Below are 19,237 nucleotides of genomic sequence, written 5' to 3'. Positions count from 1 at the left end.
CTCGATGGCGGGTCCGGGCGACAACACGCGCAACAAGTCGAAGACGGGGTCTGAAGCCGATAGCTTCAAGCGCGCCGTCACCGTCTGCATGCGCGCCATCGCCGGCGACAAGGAACTCGAAGTCGGCTTCGCCAAAGACAGGCCGGCGCTCGCCGGCAACCGGGCGCGGCTGCCCGAATTGCCGAAGAAGGCGTCGAAGACCGACATTGCGATCACCCGCGGCCTTGGCGACTCCATGGCGCTGAAGCGCGCCTGTCACGACGCGCGCATCCACACCAAGCTGGCGCCGGAAGGCAAAGCGGCCCGCGCCATCTATGACGCGGTCGAGCAGGCTCGTGTCGAGGCGATCGGCAGCCGCGCCATGCAAGGCGTCGCCGACAACATCGGCTCGATGCTGGAGGACAAATACGCCAAGGCCAACCTCGTCGACGTCAAGGACAAGGCCGACGCGCCGATCGAGGAAGCCCTCGCCCTGATGGTGCGCGAGAAGCTGACCGGCCAGCCCGTCCCGAAAAGCGGCGAGCGGCTGGTCGAGCTCTGGCGCCCCTGGGTCGAGGAAAAGGCCAAGGCCGACCTCGACGGGTTGTCGGCAAAGCTCGGCGACCAGCAGGCCTTTGCCCGTGTCGTGCGCGAGATGCTCGCCTCCATGGAAATGGCCGAGGAGCTCGGCGACGACCAGGAGACGGAAGACTCCGAGGACAATGACGACAACCAGCCGCAAGGAGAGGAGCAGAGCGAGGAGGGCGGCGAAGAGGATTCCGGCTCCGAGCAGTCGCAGTCCGAGGATGCCGAGGCTTCGGCCGATGACGAGCAGTCGGCCGAGACGGAAGCCTCCGACGCCACCGCGGACGATCTGTCCGACGATGACGACGCCGATGCCGAAACACCCGGCGAGGCGCGCCGTAACGACAATCCCTTCACCAATCTGCCGAAGGAAATCGACTACAAGGTCTTCACCACTGCCTTCGACGAGACGGTCGGCGCCGAGGAGCTTTGCGAAGAAGAAGAGCTCGACCGGCTGCGCGCCTTCCTCGACAAGCAGCTTGCCAATCTGTCCGGCGTCGTCGGTCGGCTGGCTAACCGGCTGCAGCGCCGGCTGATGGCGCAGCAGAACCGGTCGTGGGATTTCGACCTGGAAGAGGGTTACCTCGACCCGGCAAGGCTGGTGCGGGTCGTCATCGATCCGATGCAGCCGCTGTCGTTCAAGCAGGAGCGCGACACCAAATTCCGCGACACGGTGGTGACGCTGGTGCTCGATAATTCCGGCTCGATGCGCGGCCGGCCGATCACGGTCGCCGCCACCTGCGCCGACATCCTGGCGCGTACGCTGGAACGCTGCGGCGTCTCGGTCGAGATCCTCGGCTTCACCACGCGGGCGTGGAAGGGCGGACAAGCGCGCGAGAAGTGGCTGAAGGACGGCAAGCCGCCGAACCCCGGCCGGCTCAACGATCTGCGCCACATCATCTACAAGTCCGCCGACCATCCGTGGCGGCGGGCACGGCGCAATCTCGGGCTGATGATGCGCGAAGGCCTGCTCAAGGAAAACATCGACGGCGAGGCGCTGCTGTGGGCGCACAACCGGCTGATTGCCCGACCGGAACAGCGCAAGATCCTGATGATGATCTCGGACGGCGCGCCGGTCGACGATTCGACGCTGTCGGTCAATCCGGGCAACTATCTCGAGCGCCATCTGCGCGCCGTCATCGAACTGATCGAGACACGTTCGCCGGTGGAACTGCTGGCCATCGGCATCGGCCATGACGTCACGCGCTACTATCGCCGTGCCGTCACCATCGTCGATGCCGAGGAACTGGCCGGCGCCATGACCGAGCAGTTGGCTTCGCTGTTCGCCGAGGAAAGCGCGCGCGACACGCGGCGCGGCGGCATGCGGCGCGCCGGATGATCTTTTCGCGCGGCGGCTTACGGCAGACGCTTTTCGCCGCCATCGCCCTGTTTTCCGGCGTCGCTTCGGCGGCAGCAGGTTCGGCTGGCTCAAGCTCCGTCGAACCGGTCGAGGTGTCGGCCCGCCCGATCAGCGAATTCCACATTGGCCATGCCGACAAGCAGTTCGGCCCGCTCGAATTCGTCGGCGGGCTGGAGATGACCTCGCCGACGCGCGATTTCGGTGCGCTGTCGGCCTTCCGTTTCCTGAAAGCCGGCGGCGATTTCATCGGCGTTGCCGATACCGGGTTCTGGTTCTTCGGCACGGTGGTCCGCGACGCCGACAAGCGGCCGTCCGGCATCCAGAATTTCCGCATGCAGCAGATGGTCGACGAGACCGGCGGGCCGATCGACAAGAAATGGGAGGTCGATGCGGAAGGCCTTGCGGTCAAGGACGGCATCGCCACGGTCGGCTTCGAGCGCAACCACCGCGTCGCCCAGTTCGAGATCGACCCGGCCGATATGAAGGCGCAGTTCAAGCAGCTGGATTTCGTGGTTCCGGCCCGGGAGCTGCGCCAGAATCGCGGCTTCGAGACCGTCACCCATGCCGATGCCAACGGCCAGCATCAGGGCGGGCTGGTCGTGGTCTCCGAGAAGAGCCTCGACAAAGCCGGCAACATCTATGCCGCCATCATCGAAGGGCCGCACAAGGGCGTCTTCACCGTCAAGCGCAACGGTGATTTCGACATCACCGACGGCGCCTTCCTGCCGGATGGCGATCTGCTGCTTCTGGAGCGCAGCTTTTCGATGGCCAGCGGCGTCAAGATGCGGCTGCGGCGCATCTATGGCGAAAGCGTCGAGAAAGGCGCCGTCGCCGACGGGCCGGTGCTGCTGGAGGCCGACATGGGCTACCAGATCGACAATATGGAAGGGCTCGACGTCTGGACCCGCGACGATGGTGCGCTGATGGTGTCGCTGATCTCCGACGACAACCACTCGATCCTGCAGCGCAACCTCTATCTGGAATTCATCCTGCACCAGGATTGAGCCCCGCCGGCTCTATGTCCTGGTGGCGATCCAGATGACATGGCGCGCGCCGCGTTTGCCGTTGGCGCGGGTGTTGACCTCCTCGACCGCGAAGCCTGCCTGCTTCAGGCGCCGCGTGAAGCCGCTGTCGGGGCCTTGCGACCACACCGCCACCACGCCGCTTGGCCTGAGAGCGGTGCGTGCGTCTCCGAGGCCTTCCAGGCTGTAGAGCGCATCGTTGGATTTGTGGACGATGCCTTCCGGGCCGTTGTCGACATCGAGCAGGATGGCGTCCCATGCCGCGGGCTCCGAGCGTATCAGCTGCCCGACATCGGTCTCCTGGATGGCGACGCGCGGATCGTCGAGACAGCCGCCAAAGACCTCGGCCATCGGACCGCGTGCCCAGGCGACGACGGCTGGCACCAGTTCGGCGACGACGATGCCGGCATCATCGTCGAGTTCGGCGAGTGCGGCGCGCAAGGTAAAGCCCATGCCAAGGCCGCCGATGAGGATTCTTGGCTGCCGGTGGCCGGCAATCCGCTCGCATGATAGTTTTGCCAGCGCTTCCTCAGAGCCGCTGAGGCGGCTGTTCATCAGCTCGTTGGTGCCCAGCATGATCGAGAATTCGGTGCCACGCCGCTTGAGGCGAAGTTCCTGCCTGCCATCCGGGGTCTTTGCCGAATCGAGCTGGACCCAGGGGATCATGATCTTTGTCCGACCATGATCTTCTCCGAAAACCGGGTCCCACTTTTCGGGATCATGGGTTAAGCCGCAACCGCCGGCTGGCTCCAGTGGGCGGCGAGCAGTCGGTAGGGGATCAATGCCACCACGGCGATGATCAGCTTCACCGAGAGATCACCAAGCGCCCACGAAACCCAGCGCATGGCGTCGACATGGAAGACGCCCATCAGCGGCGCCGTCTCGAGCGCAAAGCCGTCGCTCGGACCAGCAAAGGCGAAGGCGGTCGAGAAAGCGACGGTGAAGAACACAGCGGTGTCGAACACCGACCCGACCAGCGTGCCGACGATCGGCGCCCGCCACCAGCTCTGCCGGCGCAGCCGGTTGAAGACGGTGACATCGAGCAATTGCGCGGCAAGGAACGCCGCGCCGGAGGCGGCTGCGATCCGCACCAGCCGGTCCGCGGCGGTCTCGAATTCGATCAGGCCGTGGCGGAACAGGAAGGGCGGGACAAGGATCGAGCAGACCACCGCCGTCATGAAGCCGACAAAGACGATCCTGCGCGCCACAGCGGGCCCGTAGCGGCGGTTGGCGAGGTCGGTGACCAGGAAGGAGAAGGGGTAGGTGAAGGCGCCCCAGGTCAAAAGGTCGGCCAGCGACAGGCCGCCGATCTGGCCCTGCACCGGGAATTGCACAAGAATGTTCGACGCAACGACGACAAGCGCCATGGCGGCCACGAATGGCAGGTATCGCGAGAAGGAAGTCATTTTTTTATCCTGGGTAATGGAACCAGCGGAGCATCATGCCCATCCGGGCGATGCTCGCTTCGTATTTGAGCATCGGATTGCCGAAACCTTGCGGGTTCGATCCGATGCTCAAGGCCAACAAGAGGTTGGCCAGGGCGGTCGTCCCCCGCCTTTAAACGATGTCAGGCAGCAGGCTGCTCGGCGATTTTCTTGGCGATCTGCTTCTTCAACAGACGGGCGCGCTGCGACAATTCCTTGACGTCGGCCTTGGCCAGGAAGGCGTCGAGGCCGCCGCGATGTTCGACCGAACGCAGCGCGTTGGCCGAGATGCGCAGGCGCACGTTCTGGTTCAGCGCTTCCGAAATCAGCGTCACATTGACGAGATTCGGCAGGAAGCGACGCTTGGTCTTGTTGTTGGCGTGGCTCACATTGTTGCCGGACATGACTGCCTTGGCAGTGAGTTCGCAGGTGCGGGACATGGTTCTAACCTTCAGTTCTCGGGGTCTGCCAAACCTTTGTGCCCACGCCGGGTGGCGCGCGGTTCTGGTCAGGCGGCCTTATGGAAAAAGTTGGCGTTCCATAGTTGCATTTCGCCGAGGCGTCAAGCTCCGGCTTCCCCACGGAAGCGCCCGGCATTTCATATTAAGGCCGGATTTCTTCCTATAAGCGGTCTGATAGGGACATGCCAGGCCGGAGTTGCCCGCCTCCGGCCGAAAATCAAGGACCCGATCCCGCCATGGTTCGTTCGTCACAAGCCCTTGCCGCCATGCTTGCCGTTGCCTTGCCGTCCGCCGCATCAGCTGCCTCGCCGCAGTCGTTCAAGGGCGAGTACACGGTGTCGTTCCTTGGTTTTTCGATAGCGAAATCAACGTTTTCCAGCCATTATGAGAACGGCGCCTACGCGATCGAAGGCAGCGTCACCGCGGCCGGGCTCGCCAAGCTGTTCGACGACACGCGTGGCACGATCTCATCCAAAGGCACGATTGCGGGCAAGAAGATGGTGCCGCAGGCGTTCCGTGCCGACTACACCTCCGGCAAGAAGGCATCGGTGGTCGATATCCGTTTTGCCAATGGCGCGGTCACCTCGACGCAGGTCATCCCGGCTCCGGGCAAGCGCGATCCCAAGAGCTGGGTGCCGCTCGGCGCCAGCGACCTGGCATCGGTGCTCGATCCGATGGCCGCCACCGTCATCCATGCCGACAGCCTCGACCAGGTCTGCGGCCGCACGGTGAAGTTCTATGATGGCGAGATGCGCGCCAACCTGGCGCTGACCTACGCTTCGAAAGGCACGATCTCGGTGCCGGGCTACAAGGGGGACACCATCACCTGCCAGATGGGTTTCGAGCCGGTGGCGGGTTATCGCAAGGGTCGCAAGGCGCTCAACTATCTCAAGAACAAAAGCCGCATGATGGTGACGTTTGCACCGCTCGGCCAAACCGGCGTATATGCGCCGATCCACGCCACGGTGGGCACTCAGATCGGCACCTTGACCATCAGCGCCAGGCGTTTCGAAGCGGCACAATAGGCTTGGCGCCATACGCGCGCCACTGGAGACATAATGGGGCGCGCAACACTGATCGGCTTTTCGGCGGTCGCCATGTGGGCGTTGCTGGCGCTGCTCACGGATGCCTCGGGCCAGGTGCCGCCGTTCCTCTTGTCGGCAATCACCTTCTCGATCGGCACCGGCGTCGGGCTCGTCGCACGGCTGTTCATGCCGGCGCCCGACAAGAGCCAGAAGATACCGCCGCAGGTGTGGCTGATCGGCATTGCCGGCCTGTTCGGCTACCACTTCTTCTATTTCACCGCGTTGCGCAATGCGCCGGCGGTCGAGGCGAGCCTGATCGCTTATCTGTGGCCGCTGCTGATCGTGCTCGGCTCGGCGCTGATGCCGGGCGAACGGCTGGCCTGGAACCATGTCGTCGGTGCGCTGCTCGGCCTTGCCGGCACGGTGCTGATCGTCACCAAGGGCGGTGGCCTGGCCTTCGACGCCCGCTATGCCTTCGGCTATGCCATGGCTGCCGTCTGCGCTTTGCTGTGGTCGTCCTATTCGCTGTTGTCGCGGCGCTTCCCGTCGGTGCCGACCAGCATCGTCACCTGGTTCTGCGCGGCGACCGCAGTGCTGTCGCTCGCCTGCCACCTGGCGCTGGAACAAACGGTTCTGCCTGACGGCGCCGGCCAGTGGCTGGCCGTGCTCGGCCTTGGCCTGATGCCGGTGGGTGCTGCCTTCTATGCCTGGGACATCGGCGTCAAGCGCGGCAACATCCAGGTGCTGGGTGCTGCAAGCTATGCGGCGCCGCTGTTGTCGACGCTGGTGCTGATCGCAGCCGGCGTCGCCGAGCCGTCGCTGCGCATCCTTTCCGCCTGCGTGCTGATCACCGGCGGCGCGGCGCTGGCGGCAAAGTCGCTGTTCCTGCGCAAGCCAGCCGCGAGCGAAAGCGGAGCCCGGGCATCCGAAGGCGGAGCCCAGGCATGACGATGCCGTTTGCGGGCGGCATCGACGCCAACGCCAATGCAACACTGATCTTTTCGCTGGCGGCGGCGGTGATCTATGCATTTACACTCGGCATGCCGCCAACGCTCGCCCGCTCGGCGGCAAAGACACTCGCCGTCGCGATGCTTGCCGTGCTGGCGGCGCTGCAAGGCGGCCCGCTGCTGCTGGTCTCCGCGCTCGCGCTCAGCGCCGTCGGCGACGCCTTCCTCTCGCGCGATGGCGAAAGGACATTTCTCGGCGGGCTGGCCAGTTTTCTCGTCGCCCACATCGTTTATGTCGCGCTGTTCCTGCGCAGCGGCGGCGGGTTGGAGTTGCTTGGCGCTGAATCCTGGCGCGGGGCGATCGCGCTCGCCATGGCGGTGTTTGCGATCGTCATGCTGGCGGCGCTCTGGCGCCGCGTCGGCCCCGGCCTGCGTGCCCCGATCACCGTCTATGTCGCGGCGATACTGGCAACGGGCGTCTCGGCGCTGACGACAAGCAACTTCTGGGTGATCGGCGGCGCCGCACTGTTCATGGCATCAGACGGGTTGCTTGCCACGGAGAAATTCCTGGTGGCCGCCATCTCGCCGCACCGCGCCTGGATGCGTTTTGCGGTCTGGGCGCTCTACTACGCCGCCCAACTCGCGATCACCTTGGGGTTTCTGCTAAATCAGGTTTCTTATTGAGTTAGGGTTGTTTCGGCTGCCAGTCGGGTGCGGCCAGTTCGAAGGCGGCAAACTCGAAGCCCGGCGCGACGGTGCAGCCGACCAGCGTCCACTCGCCCAGACTGCGCGCCGATTGCCACCAGCCTGCCGGCACGACGATCTGCGGGCGTTCACCGGCTGCAAGATCGATGCCGAGCACCTGTTCCACAACGGGGCTGCCTTCTTCCCACATCGCCAGCGCCAGCGGGGCGCCGGCATGGAAGTGCCAGACCTCGGCAGCGTCCTTGACCCGGTGCCAGGCCGAAACCTGATGCTGTTCCAGCAGGAAATAGATCGCGGTCGAATGGCCGCGCGCACCGCCAGCGCCATCGCGAAAGGTCTCGGCGTACCAGCCGCCTTCCGGATGCGGTTTCAGGCCGAGCGTCGCGATGATTTCGGCAGAGATGGTCATCGTCTCCGCAACCCCCTGGTGTTCAGAAATTGTCCTTGCGCTTGCGGATCTCGGCAAAGACCTCGGCGTCCGAGGCTTTCTCCAGTCCGAGATGCTTGCGGATCGCCGGATCGTGCCAGCGCAGGAAGGGATTGGTCGACAGTTCCTCGCCGATCGTCGTCGGCAGCGTCGGCTTGTCGGCGGTGCGAAGCGCCTCGATCTTGGCGGCGCGTTCCTTCAGCGCTGAATTGGTCGGATCGACGGTCAGCGCGAAACGAGCGTTGGAGAGCGTGTATTCGTGGCCGCAATAGATGACCGTTTCAGCTGGAAGTGCAGCCAGCTTGTTCAGCGAATCATACATGACCGGCGGCTTGCATTCGAACAGCCGCCCGCATCCCAGTGCAAACAGCGTGTCGGCGGTGAACGCCACACTCGAAGCTGGCAAGTAGTAGGAGACGTGGCCGGCGGTGTGGCCGGGCGTGGCAATCACCTCGATCCGCTCATCGCCGAGATGAACGACGGATCCGTCTTCGACGGTTTCGTCGATCCCGGGAATCTTGGCCTTCTCCGCTTCCGGGCCGACGATGCGCAGTTTGAAGCGCTCCTTCAGCGCCAGATTGGCCTCGACGTGATCGACATGGTGATGCGTGGTCAGGATCATCGTCGGCGTCCAGCCGGTGCGCTTGAGCGCGGCCAGGATCGGTGCCTCCTCGGGGGCGTCGATGATCGCGGTCTGGCCGCTTTTGGGGTCATGCACCAGCACGCCGAAATTATCGCTGCGGCACATGAACTGTTCGATTTCGACCGGCATCGCATGTCTCCATTGTCGCTGCAGACATAGGGCGCCGACGTGCGGATGTCATCCCGGATATTGAGCACCATCCGGGATGTTGAACAACATCCCGGATGTCGAACGTCATTCCCGGAATCTCGGGCTCATCGAGGCCTTTTGTTGAAACCCGCCGATATCGCGGCTACATCCCTGCCATGCATTCCGACATCGTCGATCTTCGCTCCTTCTATTCGACAACGCTCGGCCGGTTCGCCGAGCGTTCGATCACCATGGCGTTGTCGTCGATATGGGCAGCCGTGCCCAACGAGCGGCTGGTCGGCCTCGGCTATACCTTGCCGTGGCTGGAGCGGTTCGGCACCAACGCCGAGCGGGTCTTCGCCTTCATGCCGGCAACGCAAGGCGCGGTGGTGTGGCCGGCGACAGGGCCTACCGCGACGGCACTGGTCTTCGACGAGGAACTGCCGCTGGTCGATTCCTGCATCGACCGCATGCTGCTCGTCCATTCGCTCGAACATGTCGAGAACCCGCGGGAGACGCTGAACGAGATCTGGCGTGTGCTGTCGCCGGCCGGCCGCGTGGTCATCGTCGTGCCCAACCGGCGCGGTGTCTGGGCGCGCTTCGAGCACACGCCGTTCGGCAATGGCCGGCCTTTTTCGCGTGGCCAGCTCACCGAACTGCTGCGCGAGGCGAATTTCACACCTGCCGCCTGGTCCGATGCGCTGTTCTTCCCGCCATCGCGGCGCCGTTTCATGATGCGGTTCCACAATGTGCTGGAACGCGCCGGCCGGCGACTGTGGCCGATCTTTTCCGGGGTCATCGTCGTCGAGGCACAGAAGCGGCTCTATCAAGGTGTGCCGGTCGTCCAGCGCGCCTCGCGCCGTGTCTTCGTGCCGGTGCTGTCGCCGCATGGCGCCACCCGACTTGGCCGTCGCAATGGGGCCGGGGACACCAAGCCATCGGTTGCGCGGGTGACGGCTTCGTGATCACGGCAACAGTGCCTGGCGTCGTCTCCCTGCCTACCTGTCGCAAGTGGACACGACGGATGCCTTCAAGTCTCCCCAACCGGTTTCGGCACTGAACGCAAGGACCTCGGCTATGGCTGATCAATCGGACAATGCCGCCGCCGCTCAGCCGGTTGCCGTGGCGGTCGAAGCCAGTGCCCTGAGCGATCAGGTGGCGACGATCAGGCGGGCGCTGGCGGGATCGCCGGTTCGCAAGTGGTTGCTCTGGACATCCGTCGGTATCATGGCCGTGATCATAGCAACGTCGATCGGCCAGGTTCTGCTCAATCGCTGGAATCAGCCTTTCTACGATGCGCTCGCGCGCCGTGACATGACGGCCTTCGTGCACCAGCTCCTCGTCTTCGCCATGATCGCCGGCGGGCTGCTGGTGCTCAATATCGGCCAGACCTGGCTCAACCAGATGATCAGGCTCAAGCTGCGCGAGGCGCTGACGCTGGACCTGATCGACCAGTGGATGCGGCCGGCGCGCGCCTTCCGGCTGGCCAATGCCGGCGCCATCGGCGTCAATCCAGACCAGCGCATGCAGCAGGACGCCGCGCATCTTTCCGACCTGTCGACCGATCTCGGCGTCGGCCTGCTGCAGTCGTGCATACTGCTCGTGTCCTTCGTCGGCGTGCTGTGGCAGCTGTCCTCGGGCTTCGTGTTCCACATCGGCGGAACGTCGCTCGCCATACCGGGCTACATGGTCTGGGCCGCCATCCTCTATGCCGGCATCGCCTCCTGGCTGAGCTGGCTGGTCGGGCGCCCGCTCATCCGCCTGAACAGCGACCGCTACACACGCGAAGCCGAGCTGCGCTCCTCGATGGTGCGCGTCAACGAGAACGTCGATGCCATTGCGCTGTATCATGGCGAGGCCGACGCCAGGCGGCGGCTTGAACTCGACCTCGGCACGGTGCTGGGCGCCATGCGGCGCATCTACACCGCCCAGATCAACCTCTCCTGGGTGACCGACACCTATGGCTGGATCACCGTCGTGGCACCCATCCTGGTCGCCTCGCCGGTCTATTTCGCAGGGGATATCAGCTTTGGCGGGCTGATGATGGCGGTCGGTGCATTCAACCAGGTCCACTCGTCCCTGCGCTGGTTCATCAACAACATCGGCAGCATCGCCGATTGGCGCGCCACGCTAATGCGCGTCGCCGATTTCCGCATTGCGCTCGACGAAACCGATGTGTTGCACGACACGGAAAGGCGCATCGCCTTCGGCGAAAACGCCAACGGCAGCCTGACTTTCGAGACGCTCGAAGTGGCTTCGCCGGGGGGCTGCACCAAGCTCGCCGACCAGCATGTCGAAATCCGTCCCGGCGAGCGCGTCATGATCACCGGCGACAGGGGCGCCGGCAAGACGCTGTTCTTCCGCGCCATTGCCGGCCTGTGGCCATGGGGAAGCGGACGGATCGGCCTGCCGGCGGGCGAAACCCCCATTTTCGTGCCGCGCGTCCCCTATTTTCCGGTCGGCACGTTGCGCGAGGTCCTCGACCACCCGAACGGAGTTGCGCCGGCGAGCGATGCCGACATTTCGGAGGTGCTTGCCGAGGTCGGTCTTGAGCGACTGTCTTCGTCGCTCGACCGCGCCGGGCGCTGGGACCACGAACTGGGCGATGACGAACAGCGCTCGGTGGCCTTCGCCAGGCTCGCCTTGCGGCAGCCGAAATGGGTGATCATCGACGAAGCGCTGGATGCGTTCGACGGGCCGTCGCTAAGACGCGTGCTGTCGATGCTCGAAAAGCGTTTACCGGGGACCGCGATCCTCAACATTGGGCGCGGCCTGCACAACAATCAATTCTTTCCGCGCGCGTTGACGATCGTCAAGGATTCCGGTGCACCGGCGCTGAAGCCCGCCCGCGTCAGGGCCGGCGCGATCGAACCGCCGCCAATCGCCGCTCGCCGCAAGACATAGGCCGATATCGGCTTGCTGATGCCAAGCTTTATTTTGCCGTGATCGCGAGGGAAGCTGTTCGGGAGAAACAACCTTGGCGACGGACATGCTTGATGCTCTGCGCCTGCTTGCCTGTCTTGCCTGCGCCCAGGCCGCGCCCGCCGCCTCGCCGACGGATGCGCTGGCCGTCGACGTCGAACTGGTGCTGGCGGTCGACATCTCGCTGTCGATGGACGAGAAGGAGTTCGCCCTGCAGCGCGCCGGTTATGTCGAAGCGCTGAGGCATCCCGACTTCATCCGGGCTGTCCGCGCCGGCGCCACGGGCCGCATCGCGCTCACCTATTTCGAATGGGCCGGCACGGTGCGCGACGACGCGGTCATCGGCTGGCAGATCATCGACAGCGCCGAGAGCGCCAACAGCTTTGCCGACAAGGTCGCGGCCCGCCCGTTCCGGAGCTTCCGCGGCACCTCGATTTCCGGTGCGCTGGCTTTCGGCGCCGAGCTTTTCGATCGCACTTCTTTCGATGGCGAACGCAGCGTCATCGATATTTCCGGCGACGGCCCGAACAATATCGGGCCGCCGGTCACCGCCACGCGTGATGCGGCGACCGCAAAAGGCATCGTCATCAACGGGTTGCCGATCCTGATCAGCCCTTCGCCAACCTTCAGCCATCTCGACCAGTATTATGCGCAATGCGTGACCGGAGGGCCCGGTTCCTTCGTGTTGCCGATCTATGCGGCCACTGAATTCTCGACAGCCATCCGGCGCAAGCTGATCCTCGAAGTGAGCGGCATTCAGGACAGGGTCATTTCCGTCGACGCCGCCGCGCCGATCGATTGTCTGCAAGGCGAGCGGGACAGGCGGTTCCTGTCCGATCCGTATTTTCCGGAACTCGACCGGTGAGTCTTGCCGAATTTAGGCCGGCCGGGCGCCAAACTTGTCGCGAAACTCATTGTAGAGATCGCGGCGCCAGCGTCGGCCATGGACATAACCGTGCATCAGCTCAGGTAGTGAGTAGCCGAGCGCTTTCGACGAGCGATTGGCCATGTAGCCCTTGAATGCCTCTGGCATCCGGCCTCTGAGAATATCGGCAATGATCTGCCGCGAGATCATGTAGGGCGGAATATGCGGGTAGGCGTGGGCAATGTGCGGGTGTTTGCCCATCAGGTTCGCATAGGCTTCGACATAACCGTCACGGCGGCCCGAAATCGAGTTCTCCGAATTGTATTTCGTCCAGTCGATATCCTCGGACAATTGAGCGCCATGGCGGCGGGCAAGCCGCAGCAGCAATTCCCGGTCCTGCATCCGGGTGATGTCGCTGTCATAGCCGCCAATGCCAAGCAAGGCCTCGCGGCGAGCCGTTATCGCGGAGCCGGCAATGAAGATCGTCTGCGCGACCAGTGTCCGCTCCAGCATTGTTGGGCTGACGAATGCATCGTGGTTGATGCAGTTGGTGGCGCGGTTGCCCTTCAGGGAGACAAAAGAGCTGATCAGCACCTGAAGTGCGGGATTGTCATCGAACCAGGCCAGGGTCTGTTCAAGCCGGTGCGGCAGGTAGACGTCGTCCGAATCGAGAAATGTCACGACGGGCGCCCGCGCCCGCTCGATGCCGGCATTCCTGGCGGCGTTGGCGCCTCGCCATTTCGCCCCGACATAGATCAGCCGCGGGTCTTGAATGCGGGCGAGCGCCGCCTCGGTTCCATCGGTCGAGCCGTCATCGACAACAATATGCTCGAGCCTCGGCATGCCCTGGGACAGCACGCTTTCCACGGCGCGCAATACCGTTTCGCGCCGATTGTGAGTCGGCGTTATGACCGTGATGAGAGGTGTTGGATCGATCCCGGCCATGTCGTGTCAGCCGTTTCCTGCGCGGGGTTGCGTGTCTATCCAGGACTTTTCGATTTTCAGAACGGTCGAATGGATCCGACTTTCCTTTCCGGTCATCATCTTCGACGCGACGCTACAAAAAAACAGTTTCCTGTGTCACGCACTGTGCCAGCACTCAACTCACGCGAGATAACGAATTCCCGATGTTAGCGTTCCAATTGCAACAGCATTGCCAGACTGGGCGTTTGCGAATCACCAGCGGAAATCGGCCGGCTGCCATACGATAGCATGTATACCATTACTTCAGACGTAATCGCTTCGCGCTCGACGTTTGGTCAGATTGCCCTTGCGAGGCCCGCAACGCGGCTTCGATTGAAAGGGGAATTCAGTCATGACCGCTTACGCCGTCGCCCATATGCGCCAAGCCACAATGGGTCCGCAGATCATCGAATATCTGCACAAGATCGATGCCACGCTGGAACCTTTCGGCGGCCGTTTTCTGGTTCATGGCGGCGATGTGGAGGTGATCGAGAACAACTGGCCTGGCCATCTGATCATCATCGAATTCCCCGACAGGCAGCACGTGCATGGCTGGTACAATTCATCAGCCTACCAGGCGATACTGGCGCTGCGCACGGACAATTCGGAGGCCGATGTGGTGTTCGCCGACGGCGTCGAACATCAGCACAAGGCCACGGATGTCCTGAAATAGCGAGCGGCTACTACCGCTTCAGCAAGAACACCGCCTGCTGGCCGAAGAAGTTCCAGAACCACCACGGCATCGACAGGCCGATCTTCTGGCCATTGGCGTCGAGCGCCGTCGCCTTCTCCACGGTCGCGCCGAGTTCGTCGCACAAATTGACGAAGTCGCGGATGGTGCAGAAGTGGATGTTGGGCGTGTCGTACCAGGAATAGGGCAGGTCCTTGGTCACCGGCATGCGCCCCTGGATGAACAGCGACAGGCGCACCCTCCAATGACCGAAATTGGGGAAGGACACGATGGCGCGGTTGCCGATCCTGAGCAATTCGTCGAGCACCAGCTTCGGGTTGCGTGTGGCCTGCAGCGTCTGCGACAGGACAACGAAGTCAAAACCCTTGTCGGGATAGAATTCGAGGTCCTTGTCGGCATCGCCCTGTATGACCGACAGGCCGCGCGCCACACATTCGTTGACGCCGCGCTGCGACAGCTCAAGCCCACGGCCGTCGACCTGCTTGGTGTCCTGAAGCAGCTCGAGCAGCGAGCCGTCGCCCGAACCGACATCAAGGACGCGCGACTGTGGCGGGATGAGGTTGGCGACGACCTCGAGGTCGACGCGCTGGTCGCGGTTGACACTCATGATGTGAGTCCTCTCGCCCGGGCCGCCGAGCCGATGAAGCCGTTGATGGCCGCAAACAGTTCCGGCTCGTCGAGCAGGAAGGCATCGTGGCCGCGGTCGGTCTCGATCTCGACGAAGGATACCGATGCGCCGGCCGCGTTGAGCGCATGCACGATCGAGCGGCTCTCCTCGGTGGGGAACAGCCAGTCCGAGGTGAAGGACACCAGGCAGAAGCGGGTTTTGGTGCCGGCGAAGGCGTCGGCCAGCCGGCCGCCATGGTCGGCGGCGAGGTCGAAATAGTCCATCGACCGCGTCATGTAGAGGTAGGAATTGGCGTCGAAGCGGTCGACGAAGGTCATGCCCTGGTGGCGCAGATAGCTTTCGATCTGGAAGTCGGCATCGAAGCCGAAGGTCAGCGCTTCGCGATCCTGCAGATTGCGGCCGAATTTCCGGTGCAGGGCGGCTTCCGACAGATAGGTGATGTGGGCGGCCATGCGCGCCACCGCCAGGCCCTTTTCCGGGCGTTTGCCGTGCTCGAAATATTTGCCGCCATGCCAGTCCGGATCGGCCATGACGGCTTGCCGGCCGACCTCGTGGAAGGCGATGTTCTGCGAGGAATGGCGCGCGCCGGTGGCGATCGGCAGCGCCGAGAAGACGCGCTCCGGATAGCTCGACGCCCATTCCAGCACCTGCATGCCGCCCATCGAGCCGCCGAGCACGCAAAACAGTTTCTCGATGCCGAAATGGTCGATCAGCATCTGCTGCGCGCGCACCATGTCACGGATGGTGATGATCGGCAGGTCGAGCCCATAGGGCTTGCCGGTGGCGGGATTGGTCGAGGCAGGTCCGGTGGACCCCAGACAACCGCCGATGACGTTGGAGCAGATGACGAAGAAGCGGTTGGTGTCGATGATCTTGCCGGGGCCGATCAGCACCTCCCACCAGCCCGGCTTGCCGGTCACCGGATTGGTGCTGGCGACGTGCTGGTCGCCGGTCAGTGCGTGGCAGACGAGGATGGCGTTGGAGCGAGCATCGTTCAGCGTGCCGTAGGTCTGGTAGGCGATCTGGAACGGCGACAGCAGCGTGCCGGCGTCCAGCTTGAGCGGCTTGTCGGACCCAAAACGCAAAACCGGGCTCGACGGCTGGTCGGCCTCGTTGTTGGTTTTGCGGGCGCGCAGAACGGCCATGACATCCATCTCACACTTTGAATCCACGCACCGTGCTTTTCGAAAATCGATGCCGATGTGGGTGTCCGGCCGGCGCGGACAACAAAAAACCGGCATTGCAGTCGCAAAGCCGGTTACAGGATGCAAACGGCCCTTTAGCAAGTTGTTTAACGTGGCTGCAAGCCGACCGGCCAAATCACCACGGGTGTTTGTACCCTTTCTAGGGCTGTGGCGCGCCGGCGTCAACGGCCCGCCTTGGTCCGGAGGCTGTCACCTCTCGACATTGCGGGCCACGGCTTGTATTTCCGCTGCGGCTTCCCTCAGGAAGCGCTCTCGACGGATTTTTGCGACATGAACCAGATACCGGACAAGGCACGTCCAACCCCACGCGCGGGCATCATGGACATCGACGCCTATGTGCCGGGCAAGAGCACGGCACCCGTCGGCGTCGCCAAGGTCTACAAGTTGTCCTCGAACGAGAATCCGCTAGGTCCGTCGCCGAAGGCGATCGAAGCCGCGCGCGAGATTGCCGGCAAGCTCGACATCTATCCCGACGGCACCGCCAGGCGGCTACGCGAAGCGATCGCCGAGGTGCATGGCCTCAACCCAGCCAACATTATCTGTTCCAACGGTTCCGACGAGATCCTCGGCCTGCTGGCGCAGACCTATCTGGCGCCCGGCGACGAGGCCGTCATCACCGAACACGCCTTCATGGTCTACAAGATCTACATCCAGTCGGCTGGCGCCGTTCCGGTGACGATCAAGGAAAAAGACGAGCGCGCTGATATCGACGCCATCCTGGCCGCCGTCACGCCGCGCACCAAGATCGTGTTCCTCGCCAATCCCAACAACCCGACCGGCACCTATGTGCCGTTCCAGGAGGTGCGGCGCCTCCATGCCGCACTGCCGAAGAACGTGCTTCTGGTGCTCGACGCGGCCTATGCCGAATATGTTCGGCGCAACGACTACGAAGCCGGCATCGAGCTGGTCGGCAGCGCCGAGAACGTGGTGATGACCCGAACCTTCTCCAAGATAGGCCTTGGTGGAGCGCGGATCGGCTGGATGTACGCGCCGATGCACATCGTCGACGCCATCAACCGCGTGCGTGGCCCCTTCAACGTCAATGCGACGGCGATCGAAGCCGGCATCGCCGCGATCCGCGACCGCGCCCATGTCGAGCGCAGCGTGGCGCACAACGAAACCTGGCTGGCCTGGCTGAGCGAACAGATGGCCGGGCTCGGGTTGCGGGTGACGCCCAGCGTGGGCAATTTCATCCTCATTCATTTTCCCGAGGATGAGAAACATTCCGCAGCGGCGGCGGACGACTATCTGACGGCGCGCGGCTATATATTGCGGCGCGTTTCCGGCTATGGCTTTCCCAACGCGCTGCGCATGACCGTCGGCACCGAAGAGGCCAATCGCGGCGTTGTCGCCGCTCTCACGATATTCCTGAAAAGCTAGAACACCATGACATCACCGATGTTTGAGAAGATCGCGCTGGTCGGCATCGGCCTGATCGGCTCGTCGCTGGCCCGCGTCATCCGCCGCGAGGGTCTGGCCCGTCACGTAGTCATCTCGACCCGTAGTGCGGCGACGCTGGCGCGGGCAGAGGAGCTTGGGCTCGGCTCCTCCTACACCACGGATGCAAGAGAGGCGGTCCGCGATGCCGATCTGGTCATCGTCTCGGTGCCGGTCGGCTCATCCGGCGCGGTGGCCGAGGAAATCGCGCCGGCGCTGAAGAAGGGTGCGATCCTTACCGATGTCGGCTCGACCAAGGCATCGGTCATCGCGCAGATGCAGCCTTATGTGCCAGCCGGCGTCCATTTCATTCCCGGCCACCCACTGGCGGGCACGGAAAAATCCGGCCCCGATGCCGGTTTCGCCGACCTGTTCGACAATCGCTGGTGCATCTTCACACCGCTGCCCGACACCGACCCGGATGCGCTGGAAAGGCTGTCGGAATTCTGGCGCCGCTGCGGCGCCAACATCGACACGATGGATCCCCAGCATCACGACATGACGCTGGCCATCGTCTCGCACCTGCCGCACATCATCGCCTACAACATCGTCGGCACCGCCGATGACCTGCAGTCGGTGACCAAGTCCGAAGTAATCAAATATTCCGCTTCCGGCTTTCGCGACTTCACCCGCCTTGCCGCTTCCGACCCGACCATGTGGCGCGATGTGTGCCTGCACAACAAGGACGCCATCCTCGAAATGCTGGCGCGGTTCTCGGAAGATCTGGCGTCGCTGCAGCGCGCGATCCGCTGGGGCGATGGCGAAAAACTCTTCGACCTGTTCACCCGCACCCGCGCCGTGCGCCGCTCGATCATCGAGGCCGGCCAGGACATCGACGTGCCCGATTTTGGCCGGCAGGCGGTAGAGCACCCGGCCAAGAGCTGAACTGTTTCAGGCAGGCCAGGTCGCGGCAACCATGGCCAGAGTCTCGGCGCGGTTCGGCGCGCCCAGCCTGCCGCCGAAGCGCAGGCATTTGAGCGCGGCGGCCGCACTGGCAAAGCGCAAAGCCTGCTCGACCGGCATGGCTTCCGCCAGCCCGACGGCGAAGGCGCCATGAAAGACATCGCCGGCGGCGAGCGTATCCACCGCGTTGATCCTCGGCGCCGCGACATGGCGCACACAGCCTGCGGAACGGTCGTGCCACCAACTCCCCGCCGCGCCGCCGGTCACCGCGACAAAGGCGTCAGTGCGGCTGGCGAGATCGGCGCAAGCCGTTTCCGGATCGAGCGCCTGGCCGCAGACAATGCGCGCCGCCGGCTCCGAAGCGACGATGTGCGTGGCGAGCGGCAACAGCTGTTCCAGGACCTCCAGCGGCGCGGTGTCGGCATCGAGGATCGCCGGACGGCCACCGGTCCGCGCCGCCTTCAGGGCAAGTGCCGCCGCACCCGGCCAGCGGACATCGACCAGTACGGCGTCGAATGCCATGAGGTTAGCGACCGGCAAGGCTTCGGGATCGGCCTGGGCAAGCCTGTCATAGAACGGCACGATGATGCGCTCGCCATGCGCGTCGACCAGGATCGAGGCCAGCGCCGAGCTCGCGCCTCTGACGCGGCGCACAAAGGTGCAATCGACGCCTTCGGCCTCGATGCCGGCGATGAGCTGGTCGGCGACGGTATCGTCGCCGGCACTCGCCCACAGCGATACATCGGCGCCCAGGCGGTGGGCTGCGCAGGCAGCGCTCGTGGCCATGCCCGAGGCGATCTGGACTCCATCGGAGGCGATGAACTTGCCCTGATGCACGGGCAATGTCTCGACACGCAGGATGGTGTCCAGCGTCAGTGCGCCAACGCTCAGCAGCTTCACGGGTCTTGCCATGGCA

Annotated in this window: 20 protein-coding genes and 1 riboswitch; of the genes, 11 read left to right on the top strand and 9 right to left on the bottom strand. The window is 63.9% G+C overall.

What is annotated here, in order from left to right; genetic code table 11:
* Positions 1–4 precede the first annotated feature (4 nt).
* Complete coding sequence (gene cobT, locus ASD12_RS07925) at positions 5–1,903, top strand: cobaltochelatase subunit CobT (protein WP_056583709.1); 1,899 nt, start codon at positions 5–7, stop codon at positions 1,901–1,903.
* Positions 1,900–2,928, top strand: a complete 1,029-nt coding sequence (locus tag ASD12_RS07920) for an esterase-like activity of phytase family protein (protein ID WP_056583707.1) — start codon at positions 1,900–1,902, stop codon at positions 2,926–2,928. Before cobT ends, ASD12_RS07920 begins: the two co-directional genes overlap by 4 nt.
* A gap of 12 nt (positions 2,929–2,940) precedes the next feature.
* Here ASD12_RS07920 and ASD12_RS07915 read toward each other — a convergent pair whose 3' ends face one another.
* The 3 genes from ASD12_RS07915 to rpmB form a co-directional block, all read right to left on the bottom strand.
* On the bottom strand, positions 2,941–3,612 hold the full coding sequence (locus ASD12_RS07915) for a hypothetical protein (RefSeq protein ID WP_056583705.1): 672 nt from the start codon (positions 3,610–3,612) through the stop codon (positions 2,941–2,943).
* Positions 3,613–3,671: 59 nt separating this feature from the next.
* Positions 3,672–4,352 (bottom strand): queuosine precursor transporter, encoded by a 681-nt coding sequence (locus ASD12_RS07910; RefSeq protein ID WP_056583702.1) that lies wholly within the window; start codon positions 4,350–4,352, stop codon positions 3,672–3,674.
* A 161-nt stretch (positions 4,353–4,513) separates the two neighbouring features.
* A complete protein-coding gene (gene rpmB / locus ASD12_RS07905; protein WP_056583698.1) occupies positions 4,514–4,810 on the bottom strand; it encodes a 50S ribosomal protein L28 in 297 nt (98 codons plus the stop codon).
* A gap of 257 nt (positions 4,811–5,067) precedes the next feature.
* Between rpmB and ASD12_RS07900 the strand changes: the two genes are divergently transcribed.
* From ASD12_RS07900 to ASD12_RS07890, 3 genes are read left to right on the top strand one after another with little or no spacing between them, the layout of a single operon-like run.
* Positions 5,068–5,856 carry a DUF3108 domain-containing protein gene (locus tag ASD12_RS07900; protein ID WP_056583696.1) on the top strand — a complete coding sequence of 263 codons (789 nt, stop codon included), beginning with the start codon at positions 5,068–5,070 and terminating at the stop codon, positions 5,854–5,856.
* A gap of 33 nt (positions 5,857–5,889) precedes the next feature.
* Positions 5,890–6,804 carry an EamA family transporter gene (locus ASD12_RS07895; RefSeq protein ID WP_056583693.1) on the top strand — a complete coding sequence of 305 codons (915 nt, stop codon included), beginning with the start codon at positions 5,890–5,892 and terminating at the stop codon, positions 6,802–6,804.
* Positions 6,801–7,487 carry a lysoplasmalogenase family protein gene (locus tag ASD12_RS07890; protein ID WP_056583691.1) on the top strand — a complete coding sequence of 229 codons (687 nt, stop codon included), beginning with the start codon at positions 6,801–6,803 and terminating at the stop codon, positions 7,485–7,487. The genes ASD12_RS07895 and ASD12_RS07890 overlap by 4 nt, the downstream gene beginning before the upstream one ends.
* 1 nt (position 7,488) lies before the next feature.
* Here ASD12_RS07890 and ASD12_RS07885 read toward each other — a convergent pair whose 3' ends face one another.
* Positions 7,489–7,917, bottom strand: a complete 429-nt coding sequence (locus tag ASD12_RS07885; protein WP_056583687.1) for a cupin domain-containing protein — start codon at positions 7,915–7,917, stop codon at positions 7,489–7,491.
* A 22-nt stretch (positions 7,918–7,939) separates the two neighbouring features.
* Positions 7,940–8,707 carry a hydroxyacylglutathione hydrolase gene (gene gloB, locus ASD12_RS07880; RefSeq protein ID WP_056583684.1) on the bottom strand — a complete coding sequence of 256 codons (768 nt, stop codon included), beginning with the start codon at positions 8,705–8,707 and terminating at the stop codon, positions 7,940–7,942.
* A 176-nt stretch (positions 8,708–8,883) separates the two neighbouring features.
* Between gloB and ASD12_RS07875 the strand changes: the two genes are divergently transcribed.
* From ASD12_RS07875 to ASD12_RS07865, 3 genes are all read left to right on the top strand, one after another.
* Positions 8,884–9,672 (top strand): methyltransferase domain-containing protein, encoded by a 789-nt coding sequence (locus ASD12_RS07875; protein ID WP_056583912.1) that lies wholly within the window; start codon positions 8,884–8,886, stop codon positions 9,670–9,672.
* A gap of 112 nt (positions 9,673–9,784) precedes the next feature.
* Complete coding sequence (locus ASD12_RS07870; protein ID WP_056583674.1) at positions 9,785–11,611, top strand: ABC transporter ATP-binding protein/permease; 1,827 nt, start codon at positions 9,785–9,787, stop codon at positions 11,609–11,611.
* Positions 11,612–11,696: 85 nt separating this feature from the next.
* Positions 11,697–12,494, top strand: a complete 798-nt coding sequence (locus ASD12_RS07865; protein WP_056583909.1) for a DUF1194 domain-containing protein — start codon at positions 11,697–11,699, stop codon at positions 12,492–12,494.
* Between the two features lie 12 nt (positions 12,495–12,506).
* On the opposite strand, the gene ASD12_RS07860 is transcribed toward ASD12_RS07865, so the two are convergent.
* Positions 12,507–13,439 carry a glycosyltransferase family 2 protein gene (locus ASD12_RS07860; RefSeq protein ID WP_056583672.1) on the bottom strand — a complete coding sequence of 311 codons (933 nt, stop codon included), beginning with the start codon at positions 13,437–13,439 and terminating at the stop codon, positions 12,507–12,509.
* Between the two features lie 370 nt (positions 13,440–13,809).
* Between ASD12_RS07860 and ASD12_RS07855 the strand changes: the two genes are divergently transcribed.
* Positions 13,810–14,130: a DUF1330 domain-containing protein gene (locus ASD12_RS07855; RefSeq protein ID WP_056583670.1), complete on the top strand. Its 321-nt coding sequence runs from the start codon at positions 13,810–13,812 to the stop codon at positions 14,128–14,130.
* Between the two features lie 10 nt (positions 14,131–14,140).
* Here the strand turns inward: ASD12_RS07855 and metW are convergent, their stop codons facing one another.
* Both metW and ASD12_RS07845 read right to left on the bottom strand, forming a co-directional pair.
* Entirely contained in the window at positions 14,141–14,755 is a 615-nt protein-coding gene (gene metW / locus ASD12_RS07850) for a methionine biosynthesis protein MetW (protein WP_023757246.1), read from the bottom strand.
* A complete protein-coding gene (locus ASD12_RS07845; RefSeq protein ID WP_056583906.1) occupies positions 14,752–15,921 on the bottom strand; it encodes a homoserine O-acetyltransferase in 1,170 nt (389 codons plus the stop codon). Before ASD12_RS07845 ends, metW begins: the two co-directional genes overlap by 4 nt.
* A gap of 114 nt (positions 15,922–16,035) precedes the next feature.
* Positions 16,036–16,113, bottom strand: a riboswitch (SAM riboswitch).
* Positions 16,114–16,251: 138 nt separating this feature from the next.
* On the opposite strand from ASD12_RS07845, the gene hisC reads away from it, so the two are divergent.
* Together hisC and ASD12_RS07835 are read left to right on the top strand one after the other, a co-directional pair.
* Positions 16,252–17,361, top strand: a complete 1,110-nt coding sequence (gene hisC / locus ASD12_RS07840; RefSeq protein ID WP_056583902.1) for a histidinol-phosphate transaminase — start codon at positions 16,252–16,254, stop codon at positions 17,359–17,361.
* 6 nt (positions 17,362–17,367) lie between these two features.
* The gene (locus ASD12_RS07835) at positions 17,368–18,303 is read left to right on the top strand and encodes a prephenate/arogenate dehydrogenase family protein (protein WP_200950992.1); all 936 of its coding nucleotides are present in this window, start codon (positions 17,368–17,370) and stop codon (positions 18,301–18,303) included.
* Between the two features lie 6 nt (positions 18,304–18,309).
* Here ASD12_RS07835 and ASD12_RS07830 read toward each other — a convergent pair whose 3' ends face one another.
* A complete protein-coding gene (locus ASD12_RS07830) occupies positions 18,310–19,233 on the bottom strand; it encodes a sugar kinase (RefSeq protein ID WP_056583666.1) in 924 nt (307 codons plus the stop codon).
* Positions 19,234–19,237 lie beyond the last annotated feature (4 nt).

It is taken from the genome of Mesorhizobium sp. Root102 (assembly GCF_001425625.1).
In the GTDB taxonomy this organism is placed as follows: Bacteria; Pseudomonadota; Alphaproteobacteria; order Rhizobiales; family Rhizobiaceae; genus Mesorhizobium.
The sequence above is the reverse complement of the archived record's forward strand: the minus strand, read 5'-3'. Positions and strand labels throughout refer to the sequence as shown.